A 25,239-nucleotide genomic window follows, 5' to 3' on the forward strand; every position below is an offset into this window, starting at 1 on the left:
TTTCAATCATAAATAATTTTTCTTAATTAATAATTATTTTCCTTAATTAAATAATACTACTTTACTCGGAATTAGTAAAGAGTTTTTGTGTATTTTTTAACAAAAATTTTATTATATATTTTTTAGATAAAGCTATACACTTATTTTTTCTTTTTTATCTTATATTATTTAATTTTTTACAATTATTTATCTAAAATCATTATAAAAAAATAAGTTATTATTAGTAGCTTATAACTATCAATAATAACTTATAAATTTCCCTATAAATAATAAAAGTTATTTAATCCCTTCCTAAATTAATTCCTAACATTCCTGAAAGAATTCCCACAACAACACAAAGTAAAAATTTAATTAAATCATTTAAACCTAGAGTAGCTTCAGCTCCAAATAAAATTCCTATGCCATATAATGCTATGTAAAATAATATACCGACTGAAAGACCTACGAACCACCCTTTACGTCCATATAACTTAGCTGCTAATATTGTTCCAAATATTAGACTCAAACTTGTTATTATAACATTAATAGCACTATCTATACTTGGACTAATTTCTACAAAGCTCATAACTAATGAAAAAATAGCAGTTAATATTATAACTATTGCACCAGCTCCAACAACTCCCTTTAAAACATTTGTAAAATAATTTTTCCAATCCATAAAAACACCCCCTTTTAGTTCATTTTATGAACTAAAAGGGGGTATTATTCTTTATTATGCAACGTCTTTATTTAACTTTTGAGCTATAGAGTTTTTTGTTACTCTAAATCTTACTCTATCTGGACCTGATTGAATAACCATTTGATCTTCTTCAATTGTTATAATCTTTCCAATTATTCCGCCTCTAGTTAAAACTTCGTCATTTACTTTTAACTCTGATAACATTGTATTATATTTCTTAGTTCTTTTCTTTTCTGGAAGTATTAATAAGAAATACATAATTGCAAACATTGCAACTAAAGGTAATAATGTAGCTAGTAATTGTGCCATTAAAGTCCCTTCCCTTCACATTTATACTTAAACAATACATTGTAATATTTACTATGTATTAAATACTATACTTTATTTAAATTTATATGTCAATTCTATGAAGACCTCATATTAAAACTTTAATAAATTATTCATAAAACAACAATTAAAACTTATTTTTTTATATTCCATTCTCTAAGTTTTTGTTCTTTAAACTCACTATAGTTTCCATTATCAATAGCATCTCTAATATCAGCCATTAATTTATTATAGAAATAAAGGTTATGTAAAACACAAAGTCTTAATGCAAGCATTTCTTTAGCTTTAAATAAGTGTCTTATATAACTTCTTGTATAATTTTTACATGCAGGACATTGACATCCTTCGTCTATTGGCCTTTCATCTAACTCAAATTTAGCATTCATTAAGTTTATTTTCCCTTGACCAGTAAATACATGACCATGTCTACCATTTCTAGCAGGAAGAACACAATCAAAGAAGTCAACTCCTCTATCTACAGCTTCTAATATATTTTCTGGAGTACCAACCCCCATTAAGTATATTGGTTTATCTTCTGGAAGATGTGGAACTACTGCATCAATAATTCTATACATTTCTTCATGAGTTTCACCAACTGCTAAACCACCAATTGCATATCCGTCCATATCTAATTTTGCAAGATGCTTTGCATGTTCTATTCTTATATCTTCATAACATCCACCTTGGTTAATACCAAAAAGCATTTGTTCTTTATTTATTGTATCTGGTAGTGAATTTAATCTATTCATTTCAGCTATACATCTATCTAACCATCTATTTGTTCTTGCAACTGAATTTAGTACATATTCTCTAGTTGATGGATTTGGTATACATTCGTCAAAAGCCATAGCTATTGTTGATGCTAAATTACTTTGAATTTGCATAGATTCTTCTGGCCCCATAAATATCTTTTTACCGTCTATGTGTGAATTAAAGTAAACTCCTTCTTCTTTAATTTTTCTCATTGATGATAATGAAAATACCTGAAATCCTCCTGAATCAGTTAATATTGGTCTATCCCAATTCATAAATTTATGTAATCCACCCATTTTAGCAACAACTTTATCAGATGGTCTTAAATGTAGATGATATGTATTTGAAAGTTCAACTTGACACCCTATTTCCTTTAAATCCATAGAAGAAACTCCGCCTTTAATTGCAGCTAAAGTTCCAACATTCATAAATACTGGTGTTTCTATTGTTCCATGAGGTGTTTCAAATCTTCCTCTTCTTGCTTTACCGTCTTTTTTTAACAGCGTATATCTTTTACTCAAAACTTCACGTCCTTTTAACTTATGTTTTTATTATTTTATTATCATTGAATCACCAAAAGAGAAGAATCTATACTTTTCTTTTACAGCTTCATTATAAGCATTCATTACCTTTTCTTTTCCTGCTAAAGCTGAAACTAACATTATTAATGTTGATTCTGGTAAATGGAAATTAGTTATAAGCTTATCTACAACTTTAAACTTATATCCTGGATAAATAAATATATTAGTCCATCCACTTTGAGGTTTAACAAAACCATTTTCATCTCCAATTGTTTCTAATGTTCTTGTAGATGTTGTTCCAACAGAAATAATTTTATTTCCACGTTTTTTTGTTTCATTAATTATCTTTGCATCCTCTTCTTCTAAATGATAAAATTCAGAATGCATAACATGTTCATTTACATCATCAACTTTAACTGGTCTAAATGTTCCAAGTCCTACATGTAATGTAACATAAGCAATATTTACCCCTTTTTCTTTTACTTTTTCTAAAAGCTCTTTGGTAAAATGTAATCCAGCAGTTGGAGCTGCTGCTGATCCTTGCTCTTTAGAGTAAACTGTTTGATATCTTTCCCTATCTTCTAACTTTTCAGTTATATATGGTGGAAGTGGCATTTCTCCTAAGTCATCTAAAACTTGTTCAAATATTCCATCATAAGAAAACTCTATAATTCTATTGCCTTCTTCTACAATATCAACTACCTTGCATTTTAATTTACCTTCTCCAAAAGTAAATTCAGTTCCTATTTTAGCTCTTTTCCCAGGCTTAGCTAAGCATTCCCATTTATCTCCTTCGATTCTTTTTAAAAGTAAAAATTCTATCTTACCTCCGCTTATAGCTTTTTCTCCTATAAGTCTTGCTGGCATTACTCTAGTATTATTTAAAACTAATGTATCACCTTTATTTAAATAATCTATTACATCATAAAAATGTTTGTGTTCTATTTCTCCAGTAGCTTTATCTAAAACCATAAGTCTAGAATAGTCTCTCTTTTCTAATGGATATTGTGCTATAAGCTCCTCTGGTAAATAAAAATCAAAATCACTTGTCTTCATTAAATATATCTCCTAACCTTCAAAAAAACTAGTTTGTTTTTTTGTAACTTTTTTTCCTCTTACTCTTCCTAAGTGATTATATGCTTTATCTGTAGCTGTTCTTCCCCTAGCTGTTCTAACTATAAATCCTTTTTGAAGAAGATAAGGCTCATAAACATCTTCTATTGTTCCAAGCTCTTCACCTATAAAATAAGATAATGTTTCTATTCCTACAGGTCCTCCATTAAAATTATCAATAATAGCTTCTAATATTTTGTTATCAACTCTATCAAATCCTTGGGCATCTACTTCTAAAAGTTCAAGTGCTGCCTTTGCTTCTTTATAACTTATTAAAGAATCTGAATACACTTCGGCATAATCTCTAACTCTTTTTAAAAGCCTATTGGCAATTCTTGGAGTCCCTCTTGAACGTCTTGCTATTTCATATGCACCCTCGTCAGTTATATTACAACCCAATACAAAAGCAGAACGAACTATTATTTCCTTTAATTGCTCTTCGGTATAATATACCATGTCACAAAGAACGCCAAATCTATCTCTTAATGGTGATGTTAACATACCAATTCTAGTTGTTGCTCCAATTAAAGTAAAATGAGGCAAATCAAGTCTAATTGATTTAGCTGCTGCTCCCTTTCCTATTACTATATCTAAAGCATAATCCTCCATTGCTGGATAAAGTATTTCTTCAACACTTCTATTTAATCTATGTATTTCATCAATAAATAAAACATCATTATCTTTTAATGTTGTTAATATAGCTGCTAAATCTCCAGCTCTTTCAATTGCAGGTCCTGAAGTTATTTTTAAATCTCCACCCATTTCTTTTGCTATAATATTAGCTAAAGTTGTTTTACCTAAACCAGGTGGCCCATATAAAAGTACATGGTCTAATGCTTCATTTCTTCTTTTAGCTGCTTTAATAAATATGTTAAGTCTTTCTTTTACTTTATCTTGCCCTATATACTCATTAATCTTTTGAGGTCTTAAACTTAATTCACCATTTCCATCTTCCAGAATTTCATCTGGAGTGATAATTCTTTCCAATATATCACCTCTATCCCATCAATACTTTTAAACATTCCTTAATAATATTTTCTACCGATTCCTTTTTATTTACTTTTTTTAATGCACTTTCAGCTTCTTTTTCTGAATATCCAAGAGCAAGCAATGCTCCAAGTGCCTCTCCTATTGCATTAATATTATTTTGTGAAATATCCTCAAAGCCTTGTTGAATATCAACACCTTCAGTTACTTCATCTGTTTTAATCTTATCTTTAAGTTCTAATATAATTCTTCCTGCTGTTTTTTTCCCAATTCCAGGTGCCCTACATAAATGTTTATCGTCTTCCATAATTATTGCATATTTTAAATTATTTATTCTACTTATTGAAAGTAAAGATAAAGCAGCCTTCGCGCCCACCCCACTTATTGAAATAAGTAATTTAAACATCTCTAATTCTTCTCTATCCTTAAAGCCATATAATCCAATAAAGTCTTCCCTTACTATTTGTTCTAAATATAATTGAACTTCCTCAGATACCTTAGGCATTTCTGCCATAGTTGCTCCTGAAGTAAAAATTTTATATCCAATGCTATTATTTTCTACAATAACATAATCTTTATTAATCCCAATATATCTTCCCTTTATATATTCGTACATATATATCCCCCTTAACCTAATTAAAAGTTAGATTATTTTTTCTTCGTAGTAATTTAAACTCCAGTAATTTAAAATTATATATACCTTTTTAATCTACCTTATACTTTACCATTTTAAATTAATTTTTTCAATAATAAAGAAAATATATCAAAATAACTTTTTATACAACAATTAATAAAAACTTTTTATAATTAAAAGAAGCTATATTACATTGAATTTAAATTTTTCAATATAATATAACTTCTTTACATATATTACAATTATTGCCCTGTTATCGGATCTCCGTAAGGTTCCATAATGTCAATTGAATCTGAATTAGTAAATATATTATCTATTGCATAGTCAAATGTATTTATTTCATTAGGTTTATATAGTAATTTTGAAATCAACTCTTCCTTTTCATCTTGAAAAATAACTTCATCTTGTATTTTTTCAATTATATCTCTAGTATTATATAGCCTACACTCTCCCTCTTCTACTCCAATTTTATAACAAATTACATTAGCAATATCATCAAAATCTTCTGTTAAATCCTCATATGCTCCAACTACATCATTATTTCTTGTCCTAAAATAATAGTAGTTATTAATATATGCCTTAGCTGTTTCTTGATCATTAAAACCTTTAATATTTCCACTTGGCATAACTAATAAATATTCAAAGCTTGGCATAATACTCATTTTCTCGCCTCCTTAGTTGCTTATAATGATATTTTCTCCTCTTATCTTAAATGTTATACAAGCATCTATTTTCCTATAATGAAAGAGATTATAAATAAAAACCAAATTCTATTTATAATCTCCTTCAAGTAAAAATATATAGTTTAAGGGTATATTAAAAATCACTTTAAAAAGCGATTATATGGGATAAGCATTATGAAATATATGCAGTTAATTTTTCTACTGCTTCATCCTTTGTATCATAACAATGTTTTAAATTTTTAATATCTTCTAAATCTTTGCCTTGCAAAAAATTTACTGTTCTATTATTTCTATATACATCATTTTCATTTTCAATTGTTAATTTGCCTTCACTATCTGTTTTATAAATTGCAAAATATCCTTCTTTTTCACCTATATAATATTTATTAGGTTTTAATACATTTATAGTTCCATCTTTGCTAAAAACTACTTTCTTATCTTGCAATTCCTCTAAATTATATCCATTTGCTTCAAAAAAGTTTACTATGAATTGTTGATTAATATCAGTTACTATAGAGTTTTCTTTTTTAAAGTCTGAAATACTTTGCTCCTTTTCAATAACTCCTTGATTAGTTAAAACTAAAATCATATCATCATCTAAAGCTTTTGTATTGTTATATACTGCTTTATCTTCTTCTTTTGTCTCATTTGCATATTTAGGATTAATTAATTTATCTGCAACTAAATATGTTCCAAAAAAACAAATTATAAGTGCTGTTATAATCATTCCTGAAATTATTGCTATTTTTTTATTTTTATATCTATTTTCATTATTTATTTCTTTTTCATTATTATGTTCAAATTTATTATCCATAAACATCACTCCTTAGTTGTAATTTTTGACAACTTTACAAATGATATTCATGTAATTAAAAAATTTTTAAAAAAATAAAAGCTCACTTATGAGCTTTTACCATTCAATCGTTAATATACTAAAATCCTCTTTTTTAATAGAGATTCTATATCCTTCTACTAATAACCAATTTACTAGCAACTTTTGAATTTCTTCACTTTCATCATCCATGGCAAGGATTGCACTAATTTTATTAACTCCCATATTCTTTCCGATATCAATATTTTCTTGTATCTTATTTTTATGATTTTCAAACTTACTTTTTAAATCCTCATTTAAAAATCCCACAAAAACTCCCCCTTATAACAATGAAAAAATCCTCAATTTTTAATATTAAACCTTTGTCCCATCTATGTATATTAATTTTTAATCATAGTATAATAATTCTCTTATTATACTATGATTAAATTTAATAATTAACCACAAAAAATTATATTTTTTTATGAATAAAATTACATTTTAATTAATGTAACATTTTAAATATAATATAAATTAATCCAATAATAATTAATGCTTTAATACTTATTTTTATATATAATCTAGATATTTCTATTCTTTCACTATTCATAAACTTTTTCATTCCTTTTAAACCAACTTAAATTTTATCTACTAATTTCTAACTTCCTAATATTATAATAACAAAATATAAACAAAATTCACATCCTATTAAAATAATAAATTGTTTATATCAATAATATATTTAATAAGTATAAACAATATATTTCTTGCATTATATTGCTTATATATATTAAAATAATCTTTGTGGTTTTATTATGAAAGGTATTATAAAGTTTAATCCAACCTTTTTTAAATACCTTAAATATTTAAAAACCTTAGACAGTTCGGGAACCTCCTGTCTTAAAACAAAACTAGGTAAAAGTTTTAACTTAAAATAATAGATAAAGTTTTATCTATTATAAGCCTTAGGTTCCTAATAATTTTTATTAGGAGGTTTTTCAAAATGAAAAACGATTTAACAAAAAGACTATCTAGGACTGCAATCATTGCAGCAATCTATGTAGTTATAACTATTGCTATTGCACCTTTATCTTACATGGGAGTTCAATTTAGAATTTCTGAAATTTTAGTTCTATTAGCTGTATTTGATCCACTATATATAGGAGGATTAACACTTGGATGTTTAATTGCTAATTTACTAGGTCCTAATGGCCCTATGGATGTATTATTTGGAACATTAGCTACATTTATTAGTGTATATGCTATTTACTTAACTGGTAAGATAATAAAAAATTATAAAACTAAGCTTTTTATAGCATCTATTTGGCCAACAATCTTTAATGGCCTTATAGTAGGTTGGATGTTAAATAAGCTATATGGATTACCACTAGTTTTATCTATGGGACAAGTTGCATTAGGAGAATTAGTTGTAATAACATGTATTGGAGTGCCTATATTCCTATTGGCTGAATCTAAATTAAAAAATATAATTACATTTAAATAATTAAAATATAAAAAGGACAACGTAATGTTGTCCTTTTTATATTAACTATTATAATATAATAATTAATTACTCTGCTAATTCAGCAATTAAATTTATTTCACTATTATAAACTTCTTCATCTAACATTCCTTCTGATTTTGCAACAACAATACTAGTTGCTGCATCCCCAACTACATTTAAAGAAGTTACTAACATTTCTATTGGTCTATTTATTGCAAGTATTAATGAGTAAGCAAGTATAGCTGCATCATTATTATATCCCATTCCAGTTAATACAGTAAATAATATTATTGCTCCAGCACCTGGTGCTGCTGGTGTACCAATAGATGATATTAAAGCTAATAAAGATATAACTACTATGTTTCCTATTGTTACATCATATCCAGCACTTGTTGCTATAAATATCGCTGCTATAACTTGCATTATTGCTGTTCCATTCATATTTATAGTCATTCCAAGAGGTAAAATAAATGATGCAATATCTTCGCTAACACCTAATTCCTCAGTTACAGTTTTAGTATTTAAAGGTAATGTTGCTGCTGAAGATGAAGTTGAAAATCCAAATAAAGCAACTTTTCCAATCTTTTTTATAAACTTAATTGGATTAAGTTTAGCTCCAACCGCTATAAAAATTGCATATCCAAATACTAAAAATACTAGTAATGTAAATATTGTAGTCATTACATATACAAGTGCTGGTTTTAAATTATCTACTCCATATATTGCAAATGTTCTTGTTATTAAAATAAATATTGCTATAGGTCCAAACTTTGTTATTATAAAACTTAAAAATACTGTTATAATTGAATTTATTTCTTCTAACAAAGTTTTTAATACTTTTATTTTTTCTCCTAATGTATTTATACAAAGTCCTAATACCACTGCTACAAAAACTACTGCAAGAATACTTCCATTTGAAGAAAATGCTGCTGTTATATTGTTTGGTATTGCTTGTACAATTATTAATAATGGATTTGTAGAACTTGCAACTCCTGCTTGTGCTGTAACATTTTCAATATTTGCTGTAAATAATCCTAAATTTTTAATTATAAATCCAACAGCACCTGCTAAGGCTAATGCTAAAACTGATGTTGATAAAAATCCTAATATCGTTTTATACGAAATACGACCAAGCTTTTTAGTATCACTTACCTTACACATAGCTAAAGCTATTGATGTAAACACCATTGGTACTATTACTAATTGAAGTGAATTTATAAATAATTGTCCTACTATGTAAAATACCCCTATAGCATTTTTTGCTCCATCTTTTGAAATATCTTGGAATAAAATATTATTAATAGTTGTCCATATATGAGAATTTCCACTATTGCTTAAGTTTTCTCTAAGTACTATACATCCTATTCCTACTATTAATCCTAAAATAAGAGCTATTGCCATTTTTATGGCTAATTTGTTACTACTATTAACTTTTACTTTCATTTGTTCTAATCTCCTTACTAGTTTATTCCCTAATTCAAATAACTAAATAAGGTATAGTAAACTTTAATAACTCATACAAAAAAACCTTCCTAATAAAAGGAAGGCTAATATAATACAAATTATTTATCTTTAATTAATAATTATATTAACAAAAGATAAGTCTATAAGCATACTATAACTTCCTTACTGATTTCTCGAATCAATTTAAAGGGATTTTTTTCTTTATGCTATCATTTAAATATAATTATGTCAATATTTATGCAACATTTTCTTTTTTCTTAATAATTAAAACTCCTACTGCACTTAAAGCTAATGCAATAAATATAACTTGAGTAGGTGAAATTGGCTCTCCTGTTTGAGGTAATTTATCATTTTTATTTTCAGAATTTTCACCTTCACTTGGTAATACTTCTGGTTTTACCTCTGGCTTTATCTCAGGTTTAACTTCTGGTTTTGTTTCCGGCTTTATTTCTGGTTTTTCTTCAGGTTTAACCTCAGGTTTTGTTTCTGGTTTAACCTCAGGTTTTGTTTCTGGTTTAACCTCAGGTTTTATTTCAGGTTTATCAATTGTTGTATCTTCACCATCTATTAATAAATTATAATTTAATTCATCAATACCATTTTTCCATTCATTAATAATAATATCTCTCATTTCTCCAATAACAACAGGTTCAATATGTCCATCAAAGTTATAATTATCCCCACCTGTCATTAAGAAATCTATACTTGTTAAAGTGTAATATTCATTATCCTCAATCTTAGTTCCATCAGATAATCTCATTGAAGTTATTTCATCAGTTGAAGAGTCATACCACACTGTTAAACCTGAATATTGTCCCCAACCAAAACCATCTGGATTAATTCCATGTTGAATTAATTCTTTTAATTTAGCTCCAGTTACCTTCATAGTAACTACATTATTGTCAAATGGTAATATTGTATACATATCTCCAAGTGTTAATGTCCCTTTTGATAAAGGTGCTCTAATTCCACCACCATTAACTATTGCTACTTGTGTACCAGCAGATTTTCTCATTGCTTCTGCAACAGTTACTCCAAGAGGTGTAACCCCTGCATATCTATCATGGAATAAATCAAACTTTAATTCTGTTACTTCCTCTAATAATGTTGGTGCTAAATCATCATTATATTTTTCTATTATTTTCTTAACATTTTCATCAACTGGGAAGTCATTTGTTTCACTTTCTTCATAAAATCTTCTTGTATTAGCATCTACATCTAAAATTTCTTCATTTTCATCAATAGTAAATGTAAGTACTGATAATCCTCTACCATTATTTCCCGCTTGAACAACTGGTATATCTTTTCCCATTTTATTATTTTTTACAAATCCATCAACAAATTTATGATTATGTGCTGCAATTACTGCATCAATATTAGAAGCATTTGCTGCTATTTCTGCCGCTTCCCCAGTTATTGTTCCATCGCTACTTTCTTCCGCTCCTGAGTGCGTTAATGCAACTACTATATCTGCACCTTCAGCTCTAACAATTTCTGAATACTTATCAACTGTTTCAACTATATCTAAGAATTTTAAACCAACAACATTTTCAGCCTTTGTACTTGATAAAGTTTCTGGTGTTGCAATACCTATAAATGCAATATTTATACCATCAACATTAGTTATAATATAAGGCTCTGCATATTCTGGTGTCTCTCCAGTACTCTCATCAATTAAATTTGCTGCTACAAATTTAAATCCAGCTTCATCTGCCCATGGTTTTATTTTATCTGACCCCCAATCATATTCGTGATTACCTATTGCTGATGCTACTACCCCTATTTCCTTTATCATTTCATTAACAGGAGCCCCTTCTAATATATTAGAAATTGCTGTTCCTTGATACATATCGCCACCTGAAACTGTAGCTACTCCATATGTATCACTTTCTTTATCTTTCTTTTGATATTCTTTTATAATACCTGCTAATTTTGCCGCTCCAATGTTTTTACCACTTTCTAATACATTTCCATGAAAATCATTAAAGCTTAATATTTCTATAACTTTATTTGATGATTTATCATCATTTTCCCCATCTTCATTTGAAATTACATTTTCAATATTATGTACTGATTCATCGTTAACTTTTTCTGCCTTTACTAATTTTGCTGGTGTCATTAATCCAGTACTAATCGTAAATGCAGTTAAAAGTACTAATAGTTTTTTGTTTCTTAACATCATTATCCCCCTTAATATATAAGATGAATAGCCCTTCATCTTTTCCTACATTAAGAATAATATAATATACGAACATTTTTTGCAATAGTTTTTTTATAATTCGCATATTTACCGAATAAACTTAATTTTTAAAAATGTAAGTTATCTATGATAAGAATATCTCCTTTTTCCCTTACCTAATAATTTAATTACTTTAAATTCATTTTCATTAACCTTTATTCTTTCCACAATATTCCTTCCCCTTATATTCTTAATTATTTAGTTTTATATTTTGGAATTCTGTTATATCCAATACTAGGATTATTTGATTCATATTTTATAATTAAATCCATTTCTTTTTTATTTACTTCTTTATCTGTAGCATTTTCTGATTCCCATAATATTTCTTTGCTGATTGTAAAATTTCTCTTTTGTTCTCTAGTAAAATCTTTTTCTATCAAATCATTATTTGCACTACCAAAATAATTTATACTATCTGTTAAATCTTTTCCAATATATATTTTCCCATTTGGATATGTTATTTTATAAATTACTTTCATATTAATATTACTCCTTAATTCTTTTCTATATAATTAAATTCAATATATAATAAAAAATACCTTTTGATTTTAAAATATAAAAACAAAAGGTATCTTAAATAAATTTACTTTTTTAAATTTTAATCGTCCCATCCGTCTGGAAATTCAGCATTGTGATAAACTTCTTGAACATCATCATCATCTTCAAGTAAATCTAACATCTTTTGGAACTTCTTAGCTGCATCCTCATCAATTTCAGTATATGTATCTGGAATCATTTTAACTGCTGCTTCTAAAAACTCTAATCCTTCAGCTTCTAAAGCTTCTCTTACCACACCAAAATCATCTGGAGAAGTAGTAATTATAAATACTTCCTCTTCATCACTATTAAAGTCTTCAGCTCCAGCATCTAATGCCATCATCATTAACTCTTCTTCATCAAGGTCTCCCTTTTCTATAACAATTTCACCTTTTTCTTGGAACATGAATCCTACACAACCTGTAGTACCCATATTTCCTCCCCCCTTAGTGAAAGCACTTCTTACATTTCCTGCTGATCTATTTTTATTATCAGTTAAAGTATCAACAATAACAGCAACTCCTGATGGTCCATATCCTTCATAAACTATTCTTTCATAATCAACTGCTCCTAATTCCCCTGAAGCCTTCTTTATTGATCTTTGTACTGTATCATTTGGCATATTAGCTGCTTTTGCCTTTGCTATTGCATCTCTTAATTTAGGGTTGTTATCAGGATCTGGTCCTCCATTTTTAACAGCTATCATTAACTCTCTACCGATTTTTGTAAAGATTTTCCCTCTTTTAGCATCAGCTTTACCTTTTTTATTTTGTATATTATGCCATTTTGAATGTCCTGACATTATTTTGTCCTCCTAAATTCTTTATTTTTATTAATAAAAATCTTTTATATTATACCATAAAGATTATTATTTAACAATTTTCTATTAAAAGCTTGAACTTTTAAAAAATTTAAATTTTTAATCAAACTTTAATATTAAAATTATATTATAGAATACAATCTATTTTCTTCTTTAAAATATAGTTCTGGCTTACTCTTTTCAACCACTATCTTTCCATTACTTGCTTCTATAGCTTCTTTTTCTATTTCTTCTGCAACTAAAACCTCTGCAAGAATATGAATTATAACTTTATCAGTATATTCCGTATCTTCAATATGCCAATTATTTTGACCACAAAAATATTGTACCTTTCCTATCATATCATAATCTAATATTAAAGATACTTTAACTCCTTCAACCTTTTCCACTACTCCTCCAGCTTTTAGTGCAATAGATGCCCCTTTAGTATAAGCTCTAGTTAATCCTCCAGTTCCTAACAAAACACCTCCAAAATATCTTGTTACAACAACTGCACAATCTGTAATATTAGATTTTTTCATTACTTCTAAAATAGGAATTCCAGCTGTTCCTTGAGGCTCCCCATCATCACTATACCTTTGTATTCCCATATTTTCACCAATTATATAACCCCAACAATTATGTCTAGCTTGCTTATGTTTTGATTTAATTTCTGTTACAAAAGCTTTTGCTTCTTCTTCACTTTCTACTCTTTTTGCATATCCAATGAATTCAGACTTTTTTTCAATAAAACTATCTTCTCCATATTCTCTTATTGTAATATATGCCATCTGTAAAATACCTCCTTAATCATTTCAATTCCATTTATTATTTCTTTTTCACTAACTTGAGAAAAACTTAACTTAAAATACTGCTCACCTATATTAGCACCTTTATAAAATAAAGTTCCTGGAGTAATAAAAACACCTTTTTCTTTAAGTTTATAAAATAATTCCTTTGATTTAATGTCTTTATCTCTAATATTTAAATAAAAACTTAACCCACCTTTTGAATCAAAAAACTCTACGTATTCTTTAAGATTTTCATTAATTAATTTTTTCATCAATTCATATCTTTTTATATATTCAATCCTTAAGTTGTTTATATATTCAATCCAATATCCTTCTTTAATATACATTTCTAAAGCTCTTTGCATTAATGTTGAGGTAGCAATATCTGTATTAATCTTTGAATTTTGAATACTTTCTCTAAAACCTTCTGGAGATATTATATATCCAAGTCTTATTCCTGGCAGAAATATCTTAGAAAAACTTTTAATATAAATTACTCTATCATTTTTATCTAAATCCTTAAATGGTTCGTGCTTTATATTATCATCAAATATTAACTCTGACAAATAATCATCTTCAATTATATAAAAATCATATTTCTTTGCTAGTTCCAAAATAGCAAGTTTCTTTTCACGACTATAACTAATTCCAGTTGGATTTTGAAAGTAACTCATTGTATAAAAGCATTTAATTTTATTTTTCTTTAATACTTCTTCAAGCTTTTTTATATTTATTCCATCTTTTTCAATAGCTATTTCAAATACATTTGCTCTTCTAAATTTAAATACTGATAATGCACCCATATAAGTTGGCTTTTCAACAATTACATTATCATTAATATTTACTATTGCCTTTGATGCAATATCAATTCCTTGTTGGGCTCCAGATACTATTAATAAATTTTCTATATTTAAAGAATTATTCCAAAAAACTTTATTTATAGTTTCTCTAAGTTTTGTATATCCAAAAGCCTCTTCATTAATTAATGCATCTGCTCCATCTCTATTTAAAACATTATTTATAACCTTTTTAAATCTATCTATCGGAAAATTTACATATCTCGAGCTTTCCCCTGTAAAATCAATTATATTTTCATCGCAACTATTTTTTATTAATTTAATTGCCTTAGAATATTCCTTTTTAAAATAATCATTAATCTCTCTTTTCTTTGCATAAGTTCCTGAACCCATTTTTTGATAGGCATAACCTTCACTTACAAGTTTATCATAACAACTTACAATAGTAACATTATTTACACTTAATATTTTTGATAAATTTCTTATAGCTGGTAGCTTATCCCCATCCTTTATTATATTAGAATTAATTAAATTTTTTATATTATCTGCAATTTGAATATACTTAGGTTCATAGCCATTAAATTCTACATTAAACTTTTCCATATTGTCCCATTCCCTTTGACACTAAAATTATATTAATGGATTTAATTATAGAAAATGTAGTAAATATAGTCAAATTTATATAAAAATAACCCAGAATTATAAATTAAAATAATTCTGAGTTATCTATATTTTTTATGCTTGTTTTTCAGTTAATATAGCAAAAATATTTTGTATAAATAATCCTAGTGATAATAATAAACATGCTAAACTAGCTATTACCCCAACAAATGGAATAAATGTTATAAGCTTAATAATTAAAGTAAACACTATTGCTGAAAGATATTTATTCATATTTCTAAATACAATTCTTCCAATTACTATACCTGATATTATTGGTGCAATATATATTAAAACACTATATATTAATATACTAATTATAGAAATAGGTATACAAACAACAGTGAAGCATAGCATCATTGATAATATTGGTACTATTATAAGAGTTGCAAACCCAATTAAGAAAGGTAACCAAGGTTTATTAACTAATCTATCATAACTATTTGATAAATATTTTTTACACAACAAAGTTATTAATAAAACTAATATTATTGCTGTTATTAAGCTCATAACCTTTCCTAGAAGTTCTACTCCTAAAAAACTTCCCATAACTGTTGATCCTAAAAAATTATTATTTTTATTATTAGTTTCTATTTTTTCAAAATTAATCTTACTAGTATTAAAGCTTCCTAAAACTGTTGGTTCATTTTCTGACTTAACATCAAAACTTCCATCTACTCTAGCATTTTCAGCAATAATTAATTCATCACAAATTATCTTTGCATTACCTGTAACTACTCCATTTAACTCTACTTTACTAGCTACTATATATAAATCTTCAACTTCCCCTAAAAGGTTAACACTTTCTGCAAAAACATAAACTCCCTTAGCTTTTGAATTAGAGTTAATATTTATAGCATTTGCAAAAGCAGTTATGTTCCTATTTATTTGTGAATTTATATTTATAACATTACCTGCTGCTCTAACACTTCCACCAATACTATTAACATCAATATTAATAGTATTTCCTGCAACAATAACATCACCTTCTACAGTTCCATTTAAACTTATAGTATTTCCTGCCATGTATACATCTGATTTTCCATCTACAGTTTTATTAATATTATTTCCTGTATAAAATAAATTTCTTGCACTTTCCGCTGTATCTGCAAATACATTAATTGAAATACTCATTACAAAGAAAAATGTAACTGCAAACATTAAAAATCTTTTCATAGTTAATTTCATAATTATTACCTCCCATAATTCTAAGTATATTAATATATAAATTTATATATTTACTTTATCTAATACCCAAACCGATACACTACCATTTCTCACCATAAAATTTCCAAATCCATTTTCATCAATAACAATTCTTTCCTCAAAGTTTGAAAATAAGTCTCTAAACCTTTCTCCTGAAAAATGCTTTCCTATATACATTTTCTTTTCTCCACCCAATTTATTTGTTAATACCACAGCTAAGCCTGAATTATTATGTTCCTTATCTCCTTCTCTTGTCCATCCAATTAAGTTTTTATCATCCAAATAATCATTTTGCTTTCCATATGATAATTCTTTTCTTGCTCTTAATAATAAATCTAAGGCATTTCCCATTCCATAATAACTATGACTTGGTATTCCATAATAGTCTCCATAAAAAACACATGGATAACCTTCAACTCTTAATAATATTAAAGAATATGCTAACGGCTTAAACCATGGTTCTATCCAGGATTGAAGAGAACTTCCTAATTGAGTATCATGATTATCAACAAATGTTACCGAATTTATAGGACATCTTTCAATTAATGTTCCTTTAAATATATTTCTCATATCAAAATTTCCATTGCTATGAGAAGCTTCATAAAAATTAAAATGCAATGGTACATCAAATAGAGACATTATATACTTCGTATTATTTAAATAATTTAATAATACATCTACATTAGAATGCCAATATTCACCTACAGCAAATAACTCCTTCTTAGTTTCCTTTCTTAAATATTCTAACCACTCTACAAAGAATTCATAACTTATATGTTTGACAGCATCTAATCTAAATCCTTCTATGCTAGTAAAATAAATATACCATTTACCCCATTTTTTTAATTCTTCTACAACTTCTCTATTAGAAAAGTCTAAATCAGCTCCCATAAGATAATCATAGTTTCCATTTTCTTTATCTACTTCATCACTCCATCTTTTAGTTAAAAACTTATAAATACTATTTCTCTTTGTTTTATCATCATAGTCTATTCCATCAAAGTCATTCCAATCCCACTTAAAAGATGAATATTTATTATTTCTTCCTGGAAAGTTAAATTTAGTTCATGCCCTTATAAGTTTACTTCCACTAATATCGATATTCCTATTAAAAAATTCCTCTTCATTTGCCATAACTTCTTCAACTTCATCAGCACCCATCTTATGATTTAAAACTATATCTCCATAGCTTTGAATATTATTTCCCTTTAATATTTTTATTGCTTTTAAATATTCATCTTTGCTACCATACTTAGTTTCTATAGTCCCCTTTTGATTAAATTCTCCTAAATCATATAAGTCATATGCACCATAACCAACATCATATCTCCCACCAATTCCCTTATACGCTGGTGGCATCCATACTGCTGTTATTCCTAGATTTTTTAAGTTATTTGCCTCTTTAGCTATTTCATTCCACAACTTACATTTCGGTAACAGAAACCATTCAAAGTATTGCATAATTGTTCCATTAACCATTTAAATTCCCCCACTTTAATACCATGCTTACTTACTATTTACATTAATATTTTTATGATATAATCCTTAGTTTTATTATAACTTTCATCATCAACCTCAACAATCATAAAGCTTCCATCTTCTTTATAATCTTCTTCTAAAACTCTGCCATTTCTATGAAGAAATGAACTTATATCACTTCTATCATATGGTATTAAATATTCACATTTTTTCATTTTGTAAGGAAGATTTTCTTCTATTAAACTTAATAGTTCATCTAAATTTATACCTTCTCTTGCTGAAATTTCAATTGTTTCATATTCATTTACTGCTTCTTTAATAGTATTAAGTTGCTCCTCTGTAGCAGTATCTATTTTATTTAAAACAAGTAAAGTTTTCTTATCCTTAGCTCCTAATTCAAATAAAACTTCTTCTACTGCTTTAATTTGCTCTAAAGCTGTACTACTTGAAGAATCAACAACATGACATAAAAGATCAGAGTAAATTACTTCCTCTAAAGTTGATTTAAATGCTTCTACTAAGTCATGTGGTAATTTTCTTACAAATCCAACTGTATCAGTTAAAGTTATTACACCTTTATTTTTTAATACAATAGCTCTAGTTGTTATATCTAAAGTTGCAAATAACATATCTGCTTCAAATACTTTTTCTTTTCCCAAAATTTCCTTTTGAGCAGCAACATCACAAAGAGCATTTCTTAAAGTAGATTTTCCTGCATTTGTATATCCAACTAAAGAAACCTTTGGAATACTTTCTTTATTTCTTTTTTCTCTTTGAGTTTCCCTAATTTTTTTAATTTTCTTTAATTCGTCATTTAAATCATAAATTTGTTCTTTTATATGTCTTCTATCAGTTTCTAACTTCTTTTCCCCGGGACCTTTAGTACCAATCCCACCACCAGTTCTTGACATTATTGTACCAAGACCTTGAAGCCTACTCATTCTATATTTAAGTTGTGCTAATTCAACTTGAATTTTAGCTTCTCTGCTTTTTGCTCTTCTAGCAAATATCTCAAGAATAAGTGTAGTTCTGTCTATAACTTTAGCACCTATAGCTGCTTCTAAATTTCTAACTTGTGATCCTGACAATTCATCATCAAATATAACTACATTTGCTCTTAATTTTTGTCTTAATTGAGCAATTTCTAAAACCTTACCTCTACCAATATAAAAAGCAGAATCTATTTTATTTCTGCTTTGATAAACACTATCAAGCACAGGAATATCACAAGCTTTTGTTAATTCCTTAAGCTCTTCTAAGCTTTCTTTTGTATCAGATCCAACTAGTATAGCTTTTTCCTCATTATCTTCAATTATATCCTTTTCTTTAATTAAAGAATCTATATAACTAATTTTATTTAATATATGTATTTTAGATATTTCTTCTAAAGATATGTGAGAAGTTTCTTCATAATCTAATGTATCATTAAAAACTGTCAACATTCCTAAGGAACAATCTAATATTTTCCCTTCATATATTCCAATAGCTACAATAGCATCTAATTTTAACTTTAATAATGCACTAATATCTAATGCTGATAAGTTACTCATTCCATTAGGATGTGTATGAATTATTCTAACACCAGCTAATCTTTTTTCCCTTATATCTAAAGTTTCTATTTCTACTGAAGTAGAATCCCCTATTGCTATAGTTTTAATAGTTCCTCTTCTATCTATTGCAACACTTATTTCTCTTTCTATAAAAGATGAAACCCTAGAAATAACTTCAATTATTTCAATAGAGCAAACTTCATCCTTAGGACATTTAGCTTTATAAAGTCTTTCTAGTTCTTCTATTGCAGACTTTTTTACACCATCTACATTTCCATATATCATAATTATCACCTCAACTAAATAATTCTTATTTAGTATATACTAAAAAGTATAAAATTAATTTTAATCATCTTATTAATTTTTCCTATATATACTATTATTGCTGATATTTCACTATATTTTATCTTATTATAAAACAAATGTAAACTTAGTTGTTTTTTATTTTTAAGTTGCAAAACATCAGTATTATTGTTAAAATTTATATTAATATTGTATTTTAAATCGAAACATATTAAGTTTTATATAATATAATATGTCAACTATTATGATAATTTTTTCATACATAAATTAATAATTTAAATATTAATAGTGGAGGTTTTCTACATGGACGATAAAAAACGTAATATTCTTTTTTCAGAAGAACAAATTAAAACTAGAGTAAAAGAATTAGGTGAAGAAATAACAAAAGATTATGAAGGTAAAGAATTATATGTATTACCACTTTTAAGAGGTAGCTTTGTTTTTGGAGCTGATATTTTTAAAGCTTTAGATGTAAAATCTAGAATTGGATTTATGACTACTTCAAGTTATGGACATAGTGAAGTTAGTTCAGGTACTGTTACTGTTGTTAATGATATTCCAGATAATATAGAAGGATTAGATGTTTTAATAGTTGATGATATAATTGATACAGGCTACACTATGCAATTTGTTATAGAACATGTAAAAAAATTAGGAGCAAAATCAGTAAAAACTTGTGTATTACTAGATAAGCCTTCTAGAAGAAAAGTTGATTTAAAGCCTGACTATTGTTGTTTTGAAATAGATGACTTATTCGTAGTAGGCTATGGACTTGACTACGAAGGTTATTATAGAAATGTTCCTTATGTTTTTAATTGGGAATCTAAGTAATACCTAAACTTTAAATAATAATTACTAAAAAGGGATAAAGACTAATACTTTATCCCTTAAAATTTTCCTTCAATTTAATAATCTATATTTTTTTATTTGAAATAGCTTCAGCTATAGTCTTTCCAATCAAATCTGGTCCTAATTTCCTATAAAGTTCAATATCTTTACTTGCTTCAACAAAACAAGTTTCAACTATCATAGACTTCATGTTTGTATGCTTTAATTCATACAATCCCTTTCTAATCTTTTGTCCTCTATTTTTAAATCCTAAAGCTGAAATAGCATTAACTACTCTTCCTGCTACATCATATTCATAATAAACACAAACTTCTGTTCCTAATGCTCCATTATAAACATTATAAGCTTTATTAAAATGAATAGATACAAATAAATCTGCTCCCCAACTATTGGCTTTATTAACTCCATAAGCTAAATCTCCAGTTGAACTATTCATGCTATCTGGAGGAGTTACATCTAATACTTCATGTCCTAATTTTCTTAAATATTTTATAACTGCATCTTTAACTAATCTATCTTCAGTTAGTTCATCTAATACAGCTCTTGCTCCTGGAACTCTTGGACAATGTCCACCTCTTACTGCAATTTTACTCATAAATTAACATCTCCTCAATAACATATTATGGAAATTAATATGTTGTTGATAACAAAAATATAGCAGATTTTTAATTATATTTTTATAAATTTTCAATTAAAGAGTTATTTTATAATATTTGACAGAATTTTATACTTTAGAATATAATCACATAAACTTTTATAACTTCTTATATTTTCCTTTCAGAAATTATCATGGCAAACGAGATAACAAAGCAGTTACAAATTCATTAGCAGGTTTTTCCCTAATTAAATTAGGAGTATCATACTGTTGAATTTTACCATCATCCATAACCAAAACCTTTGTACCGAGCTTTAACGCTTCGCTTATATCGTGAGTAACAAACATAACTGTAATATCTGTTTCCCTATGAATACGCATTATTTCATCTTGAAGCGAACTACGAGTGATTTCATCTACAGCTCCGAAGGGCTCATCCATAAGTAATATGTCAGGGGAAGCCGCCAAAGCACGTGCTATGCCTACACGTTGCTGCTGACCTCCCGAAAGTTCAGAAGGATAACGACTTCTTAAAGAATTATCTAGCCCAACGATTTTCAACCACTTTGAAACTATTTGTTCTGTACATTTTTTATCTGATTTATTTAATAAATTAGGAACATATGCAATATTTTTTTCAACTGTCATATGTGGAAAAAGCACGTTGCCTTGAATTGCATAGCCGATATTGCGGCGAAGCGTTGTTAAATTAACCTCTTTTGTATTTTTTCCATTTACTATTATATCACCGCTTGTCGGATTAACAAGCCCATTTACCATTTTTAATACAGTAGTTTTTCCACAGCCCGAAGAACCTATAATTGTAATAAATTCACCTCGCTTTATTTCAAGATCGAAGTTCTCTATAATATTCTTGTTACCATATGACATATAAACACTTTTATATTTGATTGCGTCCATAAACATTCTCCTACTTTAATAATCCCTTTTTCTTTAAAAATGCAAGCGCTACGTCCTCCGGTTCTTTTCCCTCTGATTCTACCTGATAATTCATATCAGCCATTTCCAAATCACTTATCATATTTTTCATTTTATCAAATATATTTTGAATTTCAGGATGTGCTTCCAATACCTCATTACGAACAACAAAACCACATACATATGACGGATAAAGCCTCTTATCATCCTCTAGAATAACAACATCTGAAACAGAAAGTTGTCCATCTGTTGTAAAAATATTCATTACATCAATCTTCTTTTGATTTATTGCATCGTATTTCAGACCAATATCTAAATCCATTGTATCTTTGAAATTAAATCCGTAAGTATTACAAAATGCATCATACCCGTCCTCACGTTCGAAAAAGTCATATTCTGCTCCAAATGTTAATTCTGATGCCACTGCAGCAAGGTCTGAGTATGTTTTTAAATTATATTTTTCTGCAGCTTCTTTTGTAACCACAATTCCATAAGTATTGTTAAAACCAAGAATCCCAGTCCAAGTCATATTTATTTTATCATATCCTGCTTGAAGTTCACTAAACATATTATCATTATACAAGCTTTCCTCTTTAAGCACAGCATTCCAGCCTGTCCCAGTATATTCAGGATAAAAATCAAATTCGCCCCTTTCCATAGCAGGCTGAATATTAGATGTTCCTCCACCTACACCCTCTGTTACATTAACTGTCAAATCTGTGTTCTGTTCAATAAAATTTTTTATCATATAAGCAAGAATAAACTGTTCTGTCATTGGTTTTGTTGCCATATTTATAGTAGTGTCATTTTTTCCACAGCCTGAAAATAAAGTTATTACCATAACCGAAGCTAAAATAATACCTAAAATTCTTTTTGTATTTTTCATCATAAATTCCTCCATTTTCTTATACTTTGTGTTTTTGAGTTTGTCTTTCTAAAACTCCTATAATAAAATCTACAATAATCGCAAGTATTGCAATAAGAAGGCTTCCAGCTAATGTCATACCCTTATTATTCGTTGTAATTCCACGATAAATCGCAACACCTAATCCGCCAGCTCCTATAAATGACGCTATACCAGCAAGTGCAATAGTCATTACTGCCATATTTCTTAATCCCGCAATTATTATCGGCATCGCAAGTGGCAATTTGATTTTAACAAGCGTCTGAATCCTTGTACTTCCCATTCCTGTAGCTGCCTCTATAAGCATAGGATTTACATTAGTCAATCCCGTGTGGGTATTTCTAACCATAGGTAGCAAAGCGTAAATCGTAAGTGCTATTATTGCTGTTGTGTCGCCTATACCCGAAAGTGGTATTAAAAATCCTAACATAGATATTGACGGAATAGTGTATATAAAGTTAATAACACACATCACTATTTTAGAAATTTTTTTAAATTCACTTATCAAAATTCCCGTTAAAAGTCCTATTATTAAGGCTATACCAATAGCCATTAACGAAATTTGTATATGCTCTATGAGTAATTTTAAAAATAACTCCTTTTTATTTATAAAGACTGTCCACATTTCATTTATCATATTTTACTCCTCTTTAAAGACTAAACGATGTATTCTACTGCTTTGCATTTTTTTCTGTACACCTCTTACATATTGAATTTCAGGATAACCGAATCCAATTATCATACCAACATAGTGATTTTCAGGTATTCTAAGTTTTTCTTTTATTTTAGGCATTTGCTCTAATACCGCCAATGGAAAAGTAAGCATTACTGCACCAAGTCCACGTGAAGCGCATAATAGCTCAAAATATGTTCCCGCAATTATTACATCTTGTATCGGTTCTCCTTGCCCAAGTGGCGCATGAGGAATTAGAATATGAGGTGCTCCGCAAAATAACATGTCTGGACGAACTGTATTCTCCCAACGTTTCATATCTTCAAAAGACTTTTTATCAAAACCTTTAGGATAGATACCATTTTGGGATAATGATTCCATTTTAAAATATACAAGCTGACGAAATATCCCCATTTGTTTTTTATCATCAATAATAGTAAATTCTACCTGCTGTTTATTACCACCATTAGGGGCATTGGCGATACAATCAAGCATATCACTTATAATAGAGCTATCAACATTTTTATTTTTATATCTTCTACACGAATGTCTGTTTGCAACCAGTGAATTTATAATAGGTATTGTATCTTCATATTTAGGAACAGGCAAACTGTTTTCAGGAAGATATCCAAATATAGAAATTGCGCCGACAGGACAGACTGCAAGACAATGCTCACACTGCCAGCACCCATTCCATCCAAATTCCGTAAAGTTAGAAATTGTAGCCTTGCGCAATTTATTAATAGAAATAATATCTCCTGGACAAACTTTTACACATTTTCCGCAGCCTATACATTTTTCAATATTAACCTTAAAATTCGCCTTATTCATGAACTTCTCCTCTTGATTGCATTAACAGGACAAGTTTCAAAACATAATCCGCAGTGCAAACAATTATTTTGTTTTATTTCATAGGGTTTACCACTTTTAATACATTTTTGAGGACAATATTTTTTACATCTTCCCAACCAATACATAAATCAATTATTTTAAATCCTTGTTCATTGATTTTGCTATTCCCAATACAAAAGCTTTCTCTAAATATAGGTGATGTGCTTAAATCAAAAAATTCAAGCTGACCTTCCTGTATCATAAATGGTTCTAAAATATATCGACTTGATCTCGGATAGACATCATTCATAGACATATTTTCTTCAAATATGCGGTCAATCCACTTTTTTTGCTCCGTCAATTTTTCAACTTTTCCATTTAATCGTATCATTTGATATGATTTTGTCATAGCAGTTATTGCCACATATGGTGAATCACATAACTGGTTGTAAAAATCTTTTCCCCTTGCCGTGCAAAAGTAGAGTTTTTCATTTTCAACAAACATAACATCAATAATACGGTTTTGAGGTAATCCGTTTTTATCAACAGTAGCAAATGATACATCTTTAATTTCACACAATATATTCAAACATTTTTGAACATTCATAATC

Annotated in this window: 26 protein-coding genes and 1 pseudogene; 2 read left to right on the forward strand and 25 right to left on the reverse strand. The window is 27.9% G+C overall.

Features of this window, described 5'->3' with window-relative positions; all coding sequences use genetic code 11:
- Positions 1-280: 280 nt before the first annotated feature.
- The 9 genes from QZ321_RS02530 to QZ321_RS02570 form a co-directional block, all read right to left on the reverse strand.
- Positions 281-658 (reverse strand): TIGR04086 family membrane protein, encoded by a 378-nt coding sequence (locus tag QZ321_RS02530; protein WP_291746249.1) that lies wholly within the window; start codon positions 656-658, stop codon positions 281-283.
- 54 nt (positions 659-712) lie between these two features.
- Positions 713-988, reverse strand: a complete 276-nt coding sequence (gene yajC, locus QZ321_RS02535; RefSeq protein ID WP_291744107.1) for a preprotein translocase subunit YajC — start codon at positions 986-988, stop codon at positions 713-715.
- Between the two features lie 152 nt (positions 989-1,140).
- A complete protein-coding gene (tgt, locus tag QZ321_RS02540) occupies positions 1,141-2,280 on the reverse strand; it encodes a tRNA guanosine(34) transglycosylase Tgt (RefSeq protein WP_291746253.1) in 1,140 nt (379 codons plus the stop codon).
- Between the two features lie 30 nt (positions 2,281-2,310).
- A complete protein-coding gene (queA, locus tag QZ321_RS02545; protein WP_291746256.1) occupies positions 2,311-3,336 on the reverse strand; it encodes a tRNA preQ1(34) S-adenosylmethionine ribosyltransferase-isomerase QueA in 1,026 nt (341 codons plus the stop codon).
- A gap of 12 nt (positions 3,337-3,348) precedes the next feature.
- A complete protein-coding gene (gene ruvB / locus QZ321_RS02550) occupies positions 3,349-4,380 on the reverse strand; it encodes a Holliday junction branch migration DNA helicase RuvB (RefSeq protein ID WP_291746259.1) in 1,032 nt (343 codons plus the stop codon).
- 10 nt (positions 4,381-4,390) lie between these two features.
- Positions 4,391-4,996, reverse strand: coding sequence for a Holliday junction branch migration protein RuvA (ruvA, locus tag QZ321_RS02555; protein WP_291746262.1), 606 nt, complete (start codon positions 4,994-4,996; stop codon positions 4,391-4,393).
- Between the two features lie 260 nt (positions 4,997-5,256).
- Positions 5,257-5,676 carry a hypothetical protein gene (locus QZ321_RS02560; RefSeq protein WP_291746264.1) on the reverse strand — a complete coding sequence of 140 codons (420 nt, stop codon included), beginning with the start codon at positions 5,674-5,676 and terminating at the stop codon, positions 5,257-5,259.
- Between the two features lie 193 nt (positions 5,677-5,869).
- Positions 5,870-6,511, reverse strand: coding sequence for a hypothetical protein (locus QZ321_RS02565; RefSeq protein WP_291746266.1), 642 nt, complete (start codon positions 6,509-6,511; stop codon positions 5,870-5,872).
- A 96-nt stretch (positions 6,512-6,607) separates the two neighbouring features.
- Positions 6,608-6,838, reverse strand: coding sequence for a hypothetical protein (locus QZ321_RS02570; RefSeq protein WP_291746269.1), 231 nt, complete (start codon positions 6,836-6,838; stop codon positions 6,608-6,610).
- 673 nt (positions 6,839-7,511) lie between these two features.
- On the opposite strand from QZ321_RS02570, the gene QZ321_RS02575 reads away from it, so the two are divergent.
- On the forward strand, positions 7,512-8,012 hold the full coding sequence (locus tag QZ321_RS02575) for a QueT transporter family protein (RefSeq protein WP_291746271.1): 501 nt from the start codon (positions 7,512-7,514) through the stop codon (positions 8,010-8,012).
- A gap of 66 nt (positions 8,013-8,078) precedes the next feature.
- On the opposite strand, the gene QZ321_RS02580 is transcribed toward QZ321_RS02575, so the two are convergent.
- The 9 genes and pseudogenes from QZ321_RS02580 to hflX all read right to left on the reverse strand — a co-directional run bounded on the left by QZ321_RS02580 (position 8,079) and on the right by hflX (position 19,819).
- Positions 8,079-9,455 carry a dicarboxylate/amino acid:cation symporter gene (locus QZ321_RS02580; protein WP_291746274.1) on the reverse strand — a complete coding sequence of 459 codons (1,377 nt, stop codon included), beginning with the start codon at positions 9,453-9,455 and terminating at the stop codon, positions 8,079-8,081.
- Between the two features lie 256 nt (positions 9,456-9,711).
- Complete coding sequence (locus QZ321_RS02585) at positions 9,712-11,655, reverse strand: 5'-nucleotidase C-terminal domain-containing protein (RefSeq protein ID WP_291746277.1); 1,944 nt, start codon at positions 11,653-11,655, stop codon at positions 9,712-9,714.
- Between the two features lie 254 nt (positions 11,656-11,909).
- On the reverse strand, positions 11,910-12,194 hold the full coding sequence (locus tag QZ321_RS02590) for a GIY-YIG nuclease family protein (protein WP_291746281.1): 285 nt from the start codon (positions 12,192-12,194) through the stop codon (positions 11,910-11,912).
- A gap of 119 nt (positions 12,195-12,313) precedes the next feature.
- Positions 12,314-13,054, reverse strand: coding sequence for a YebC/PmpR family DNA-binding transcriptional regulator (locus QZ321_RS02595; RefSeq protein WP_291746283.1), 741 nt, complete (start codon positions 13,052-13,054; stop codon positions 12,314-12,316).
- A gap of 140 nt (positions 13,055-13,194) precedes the next feature.
- Positions 13,195-13,842: a YigZ family protein gene (locus tag QZ321_RS02600; protein WP_291746284.1), complete on the reverse strand. Its 648-nt coding sequence runs from the start codon at positions 13,840-13,842 to the stop codon at positions 13,195-13,197.
- Complete coding sequence (locus tag QZ321_RS02605; RefSeq protein ID WP_291746287.1) at positions 13,824-15,242, reverse strand: PLP-dependent aminotransferase family protein; 1,419 nt, start codon at positions 15,240-15,242, stop codon at positions 13,824-13,826. Before QZ321_RS02605 ends, QZ321_RS02600 begins: the two co-directional genes overlap by 19 nt.
- Before the next feature lie 132 nt (positions 15,243-15,374).
- Complete coding sequence (locus QZ321_RS02610; RefSeq protein WP_291746289.1) at positions 15,375-16,487, reverse strand: polymer-forming cytoskeletal protein; 1,113 nt, start codon at positions 16,485-16,487, stop codon at positions 15,375-15,377.
- A 42-nt stretch (positions 16,488-16,529) separates the two neighbouring features.
- Positions 16,530-17,984 (reverse strand): annotated as a pseudogene (locus tag QZ321_RS02615) (alpha-amylase).
- 38 nt (positions 17,985-18,022) lie between these two features.
- Positions 18,023-19,819: a GTPase HflX gene (hflX, locus tag QZ321_RS02620; RefSeq protein WP_291746291.1), complete on the reverse strand. Its 1,797-nt coding sequence runs from the start codon at positions 19,817-19,819 to the stop codon at positions 18,023-18,025.
- A gap of 321 nt (positions 19,820-20,140) precedes the next feature.
- On the opposite strand from hflX, the gene hpt reads away from it, so the two are divergent.
- On the forward strand, positions 20,141-20,668 hold the full coding sequence (gene hpt / locus QZ321_RS02625) for a hypoxanthine phosphoribosyltransferase (protein WP_290459384.1): 528 nt from the start codon (positions 20,141-20,143) through the stop codon (positions 20,666-20,668).
- A gap of 82 nt (positions 20,669-20,750) precedes the next feature.
- On the opposite strand, the gene QZ321_RS02630 is transcribed toward hpt, so the two are convergent.
- The 7 genes from QZ321_RS02630 to QZ321_RS02655 form a co-directional block, all read right to left on the reverse strand.
- Positions 20,751-21,281: an N-acetylmuramoyl-L-alanine amidase gene (locus QZ321_RS02630; protein WP_290459385.1), complete on the reverse strand. Its 531-nt coding sequence runs from the start codon at positions 21,279-21,281 to the stop codon at positions 20,751-20,753.
- Between the two features lie 192 nt (positions 21,282-21,473).
- Positions 21,474-22,202 (reverse strand): ABC transporter ATP-binding protein, encoded by a 729-nt coding sequence (locus tag QZ321_RS02635; protein WP_291746294.1) that lies wholly within the window; start codon positions 22,200-22,202, stop codon positions 21,474-21,476.
- A 10-nt stretch (positions 22,203-22,212) separates the two neighbouring features.
- Positions 22,213-23,106 carry a glycine betaine ABC transporter substrate-binding protein gene (locus QZ321_RS02640; RefSeq protein ID WP_291746296.1) on the reverse strand — a complete coding sequence of 298 codons (894 nt, stop codon included), beginning with the start codon at positions 23,104-23,106 and terminating at the stop codon, positions 22,213-22,215.
- Positions 23,107-23,125: 19 nt separating this feature from the next.
- Positions 23,126-23,761, reverse strand: coding sequence for an ABC transporter permease (locus tag QZ321_RS02645; RefSeq protein ID WP_291746299.1), 636 nt, complete (start codon positions 23,759-23,761; stop codon positions 23,126-23,128).
- A gap of 3 nt (positions 23,762-23,764) precedes the next feature.
- On the reverse strand, positions 23,765-24,628 hold the full coding sequence (locus tag QZ321_RS02650; protein WP_291746302.1) for a nitroreductase family protein: 864 nt from the start codon (positions 24,626-24,628) through the stop codon (positions 23,765-23,767).
- Positions 24,625-24,765, reverse strand: a complete 141-nt coding sequence (locus QZ321_RS12470; RefSeq protein WP_366512900.1) for a 4Fe-4S binding protein — start codon at positions 24,763-24,765, stop codon at positions 24,625-24,627. Before QZ321_RS12470 ends, QZ321_RS02650 begins: the two co-directional genes overlap by 4 nt.
- Positions 24,702-25,235, reverse strand: coding sequence for a pyridoxamine 5'-phosphate oxidase family protein (locus QZ321_RS02655; RefSeq protein WP_366512901.1), 534 nt, complete (start codon positions 25,233-25,235; stop codon positions 24,702-24,704). The genes QZ321_RS12470 and QZ321_RS02655 overlap by 64 nt, the downstream gene beginning before the upstream one ends.
- Positions 25,236-25,239: the final 4 nt, after the last annotated feature.

Source organism: uncultured Clostridium sp. (assembly GCF_910588715.1).
GTDB lineage: Bacteria > Bacillota > Clostridia > Clostridiales > Clostridiaceae > Clostridium.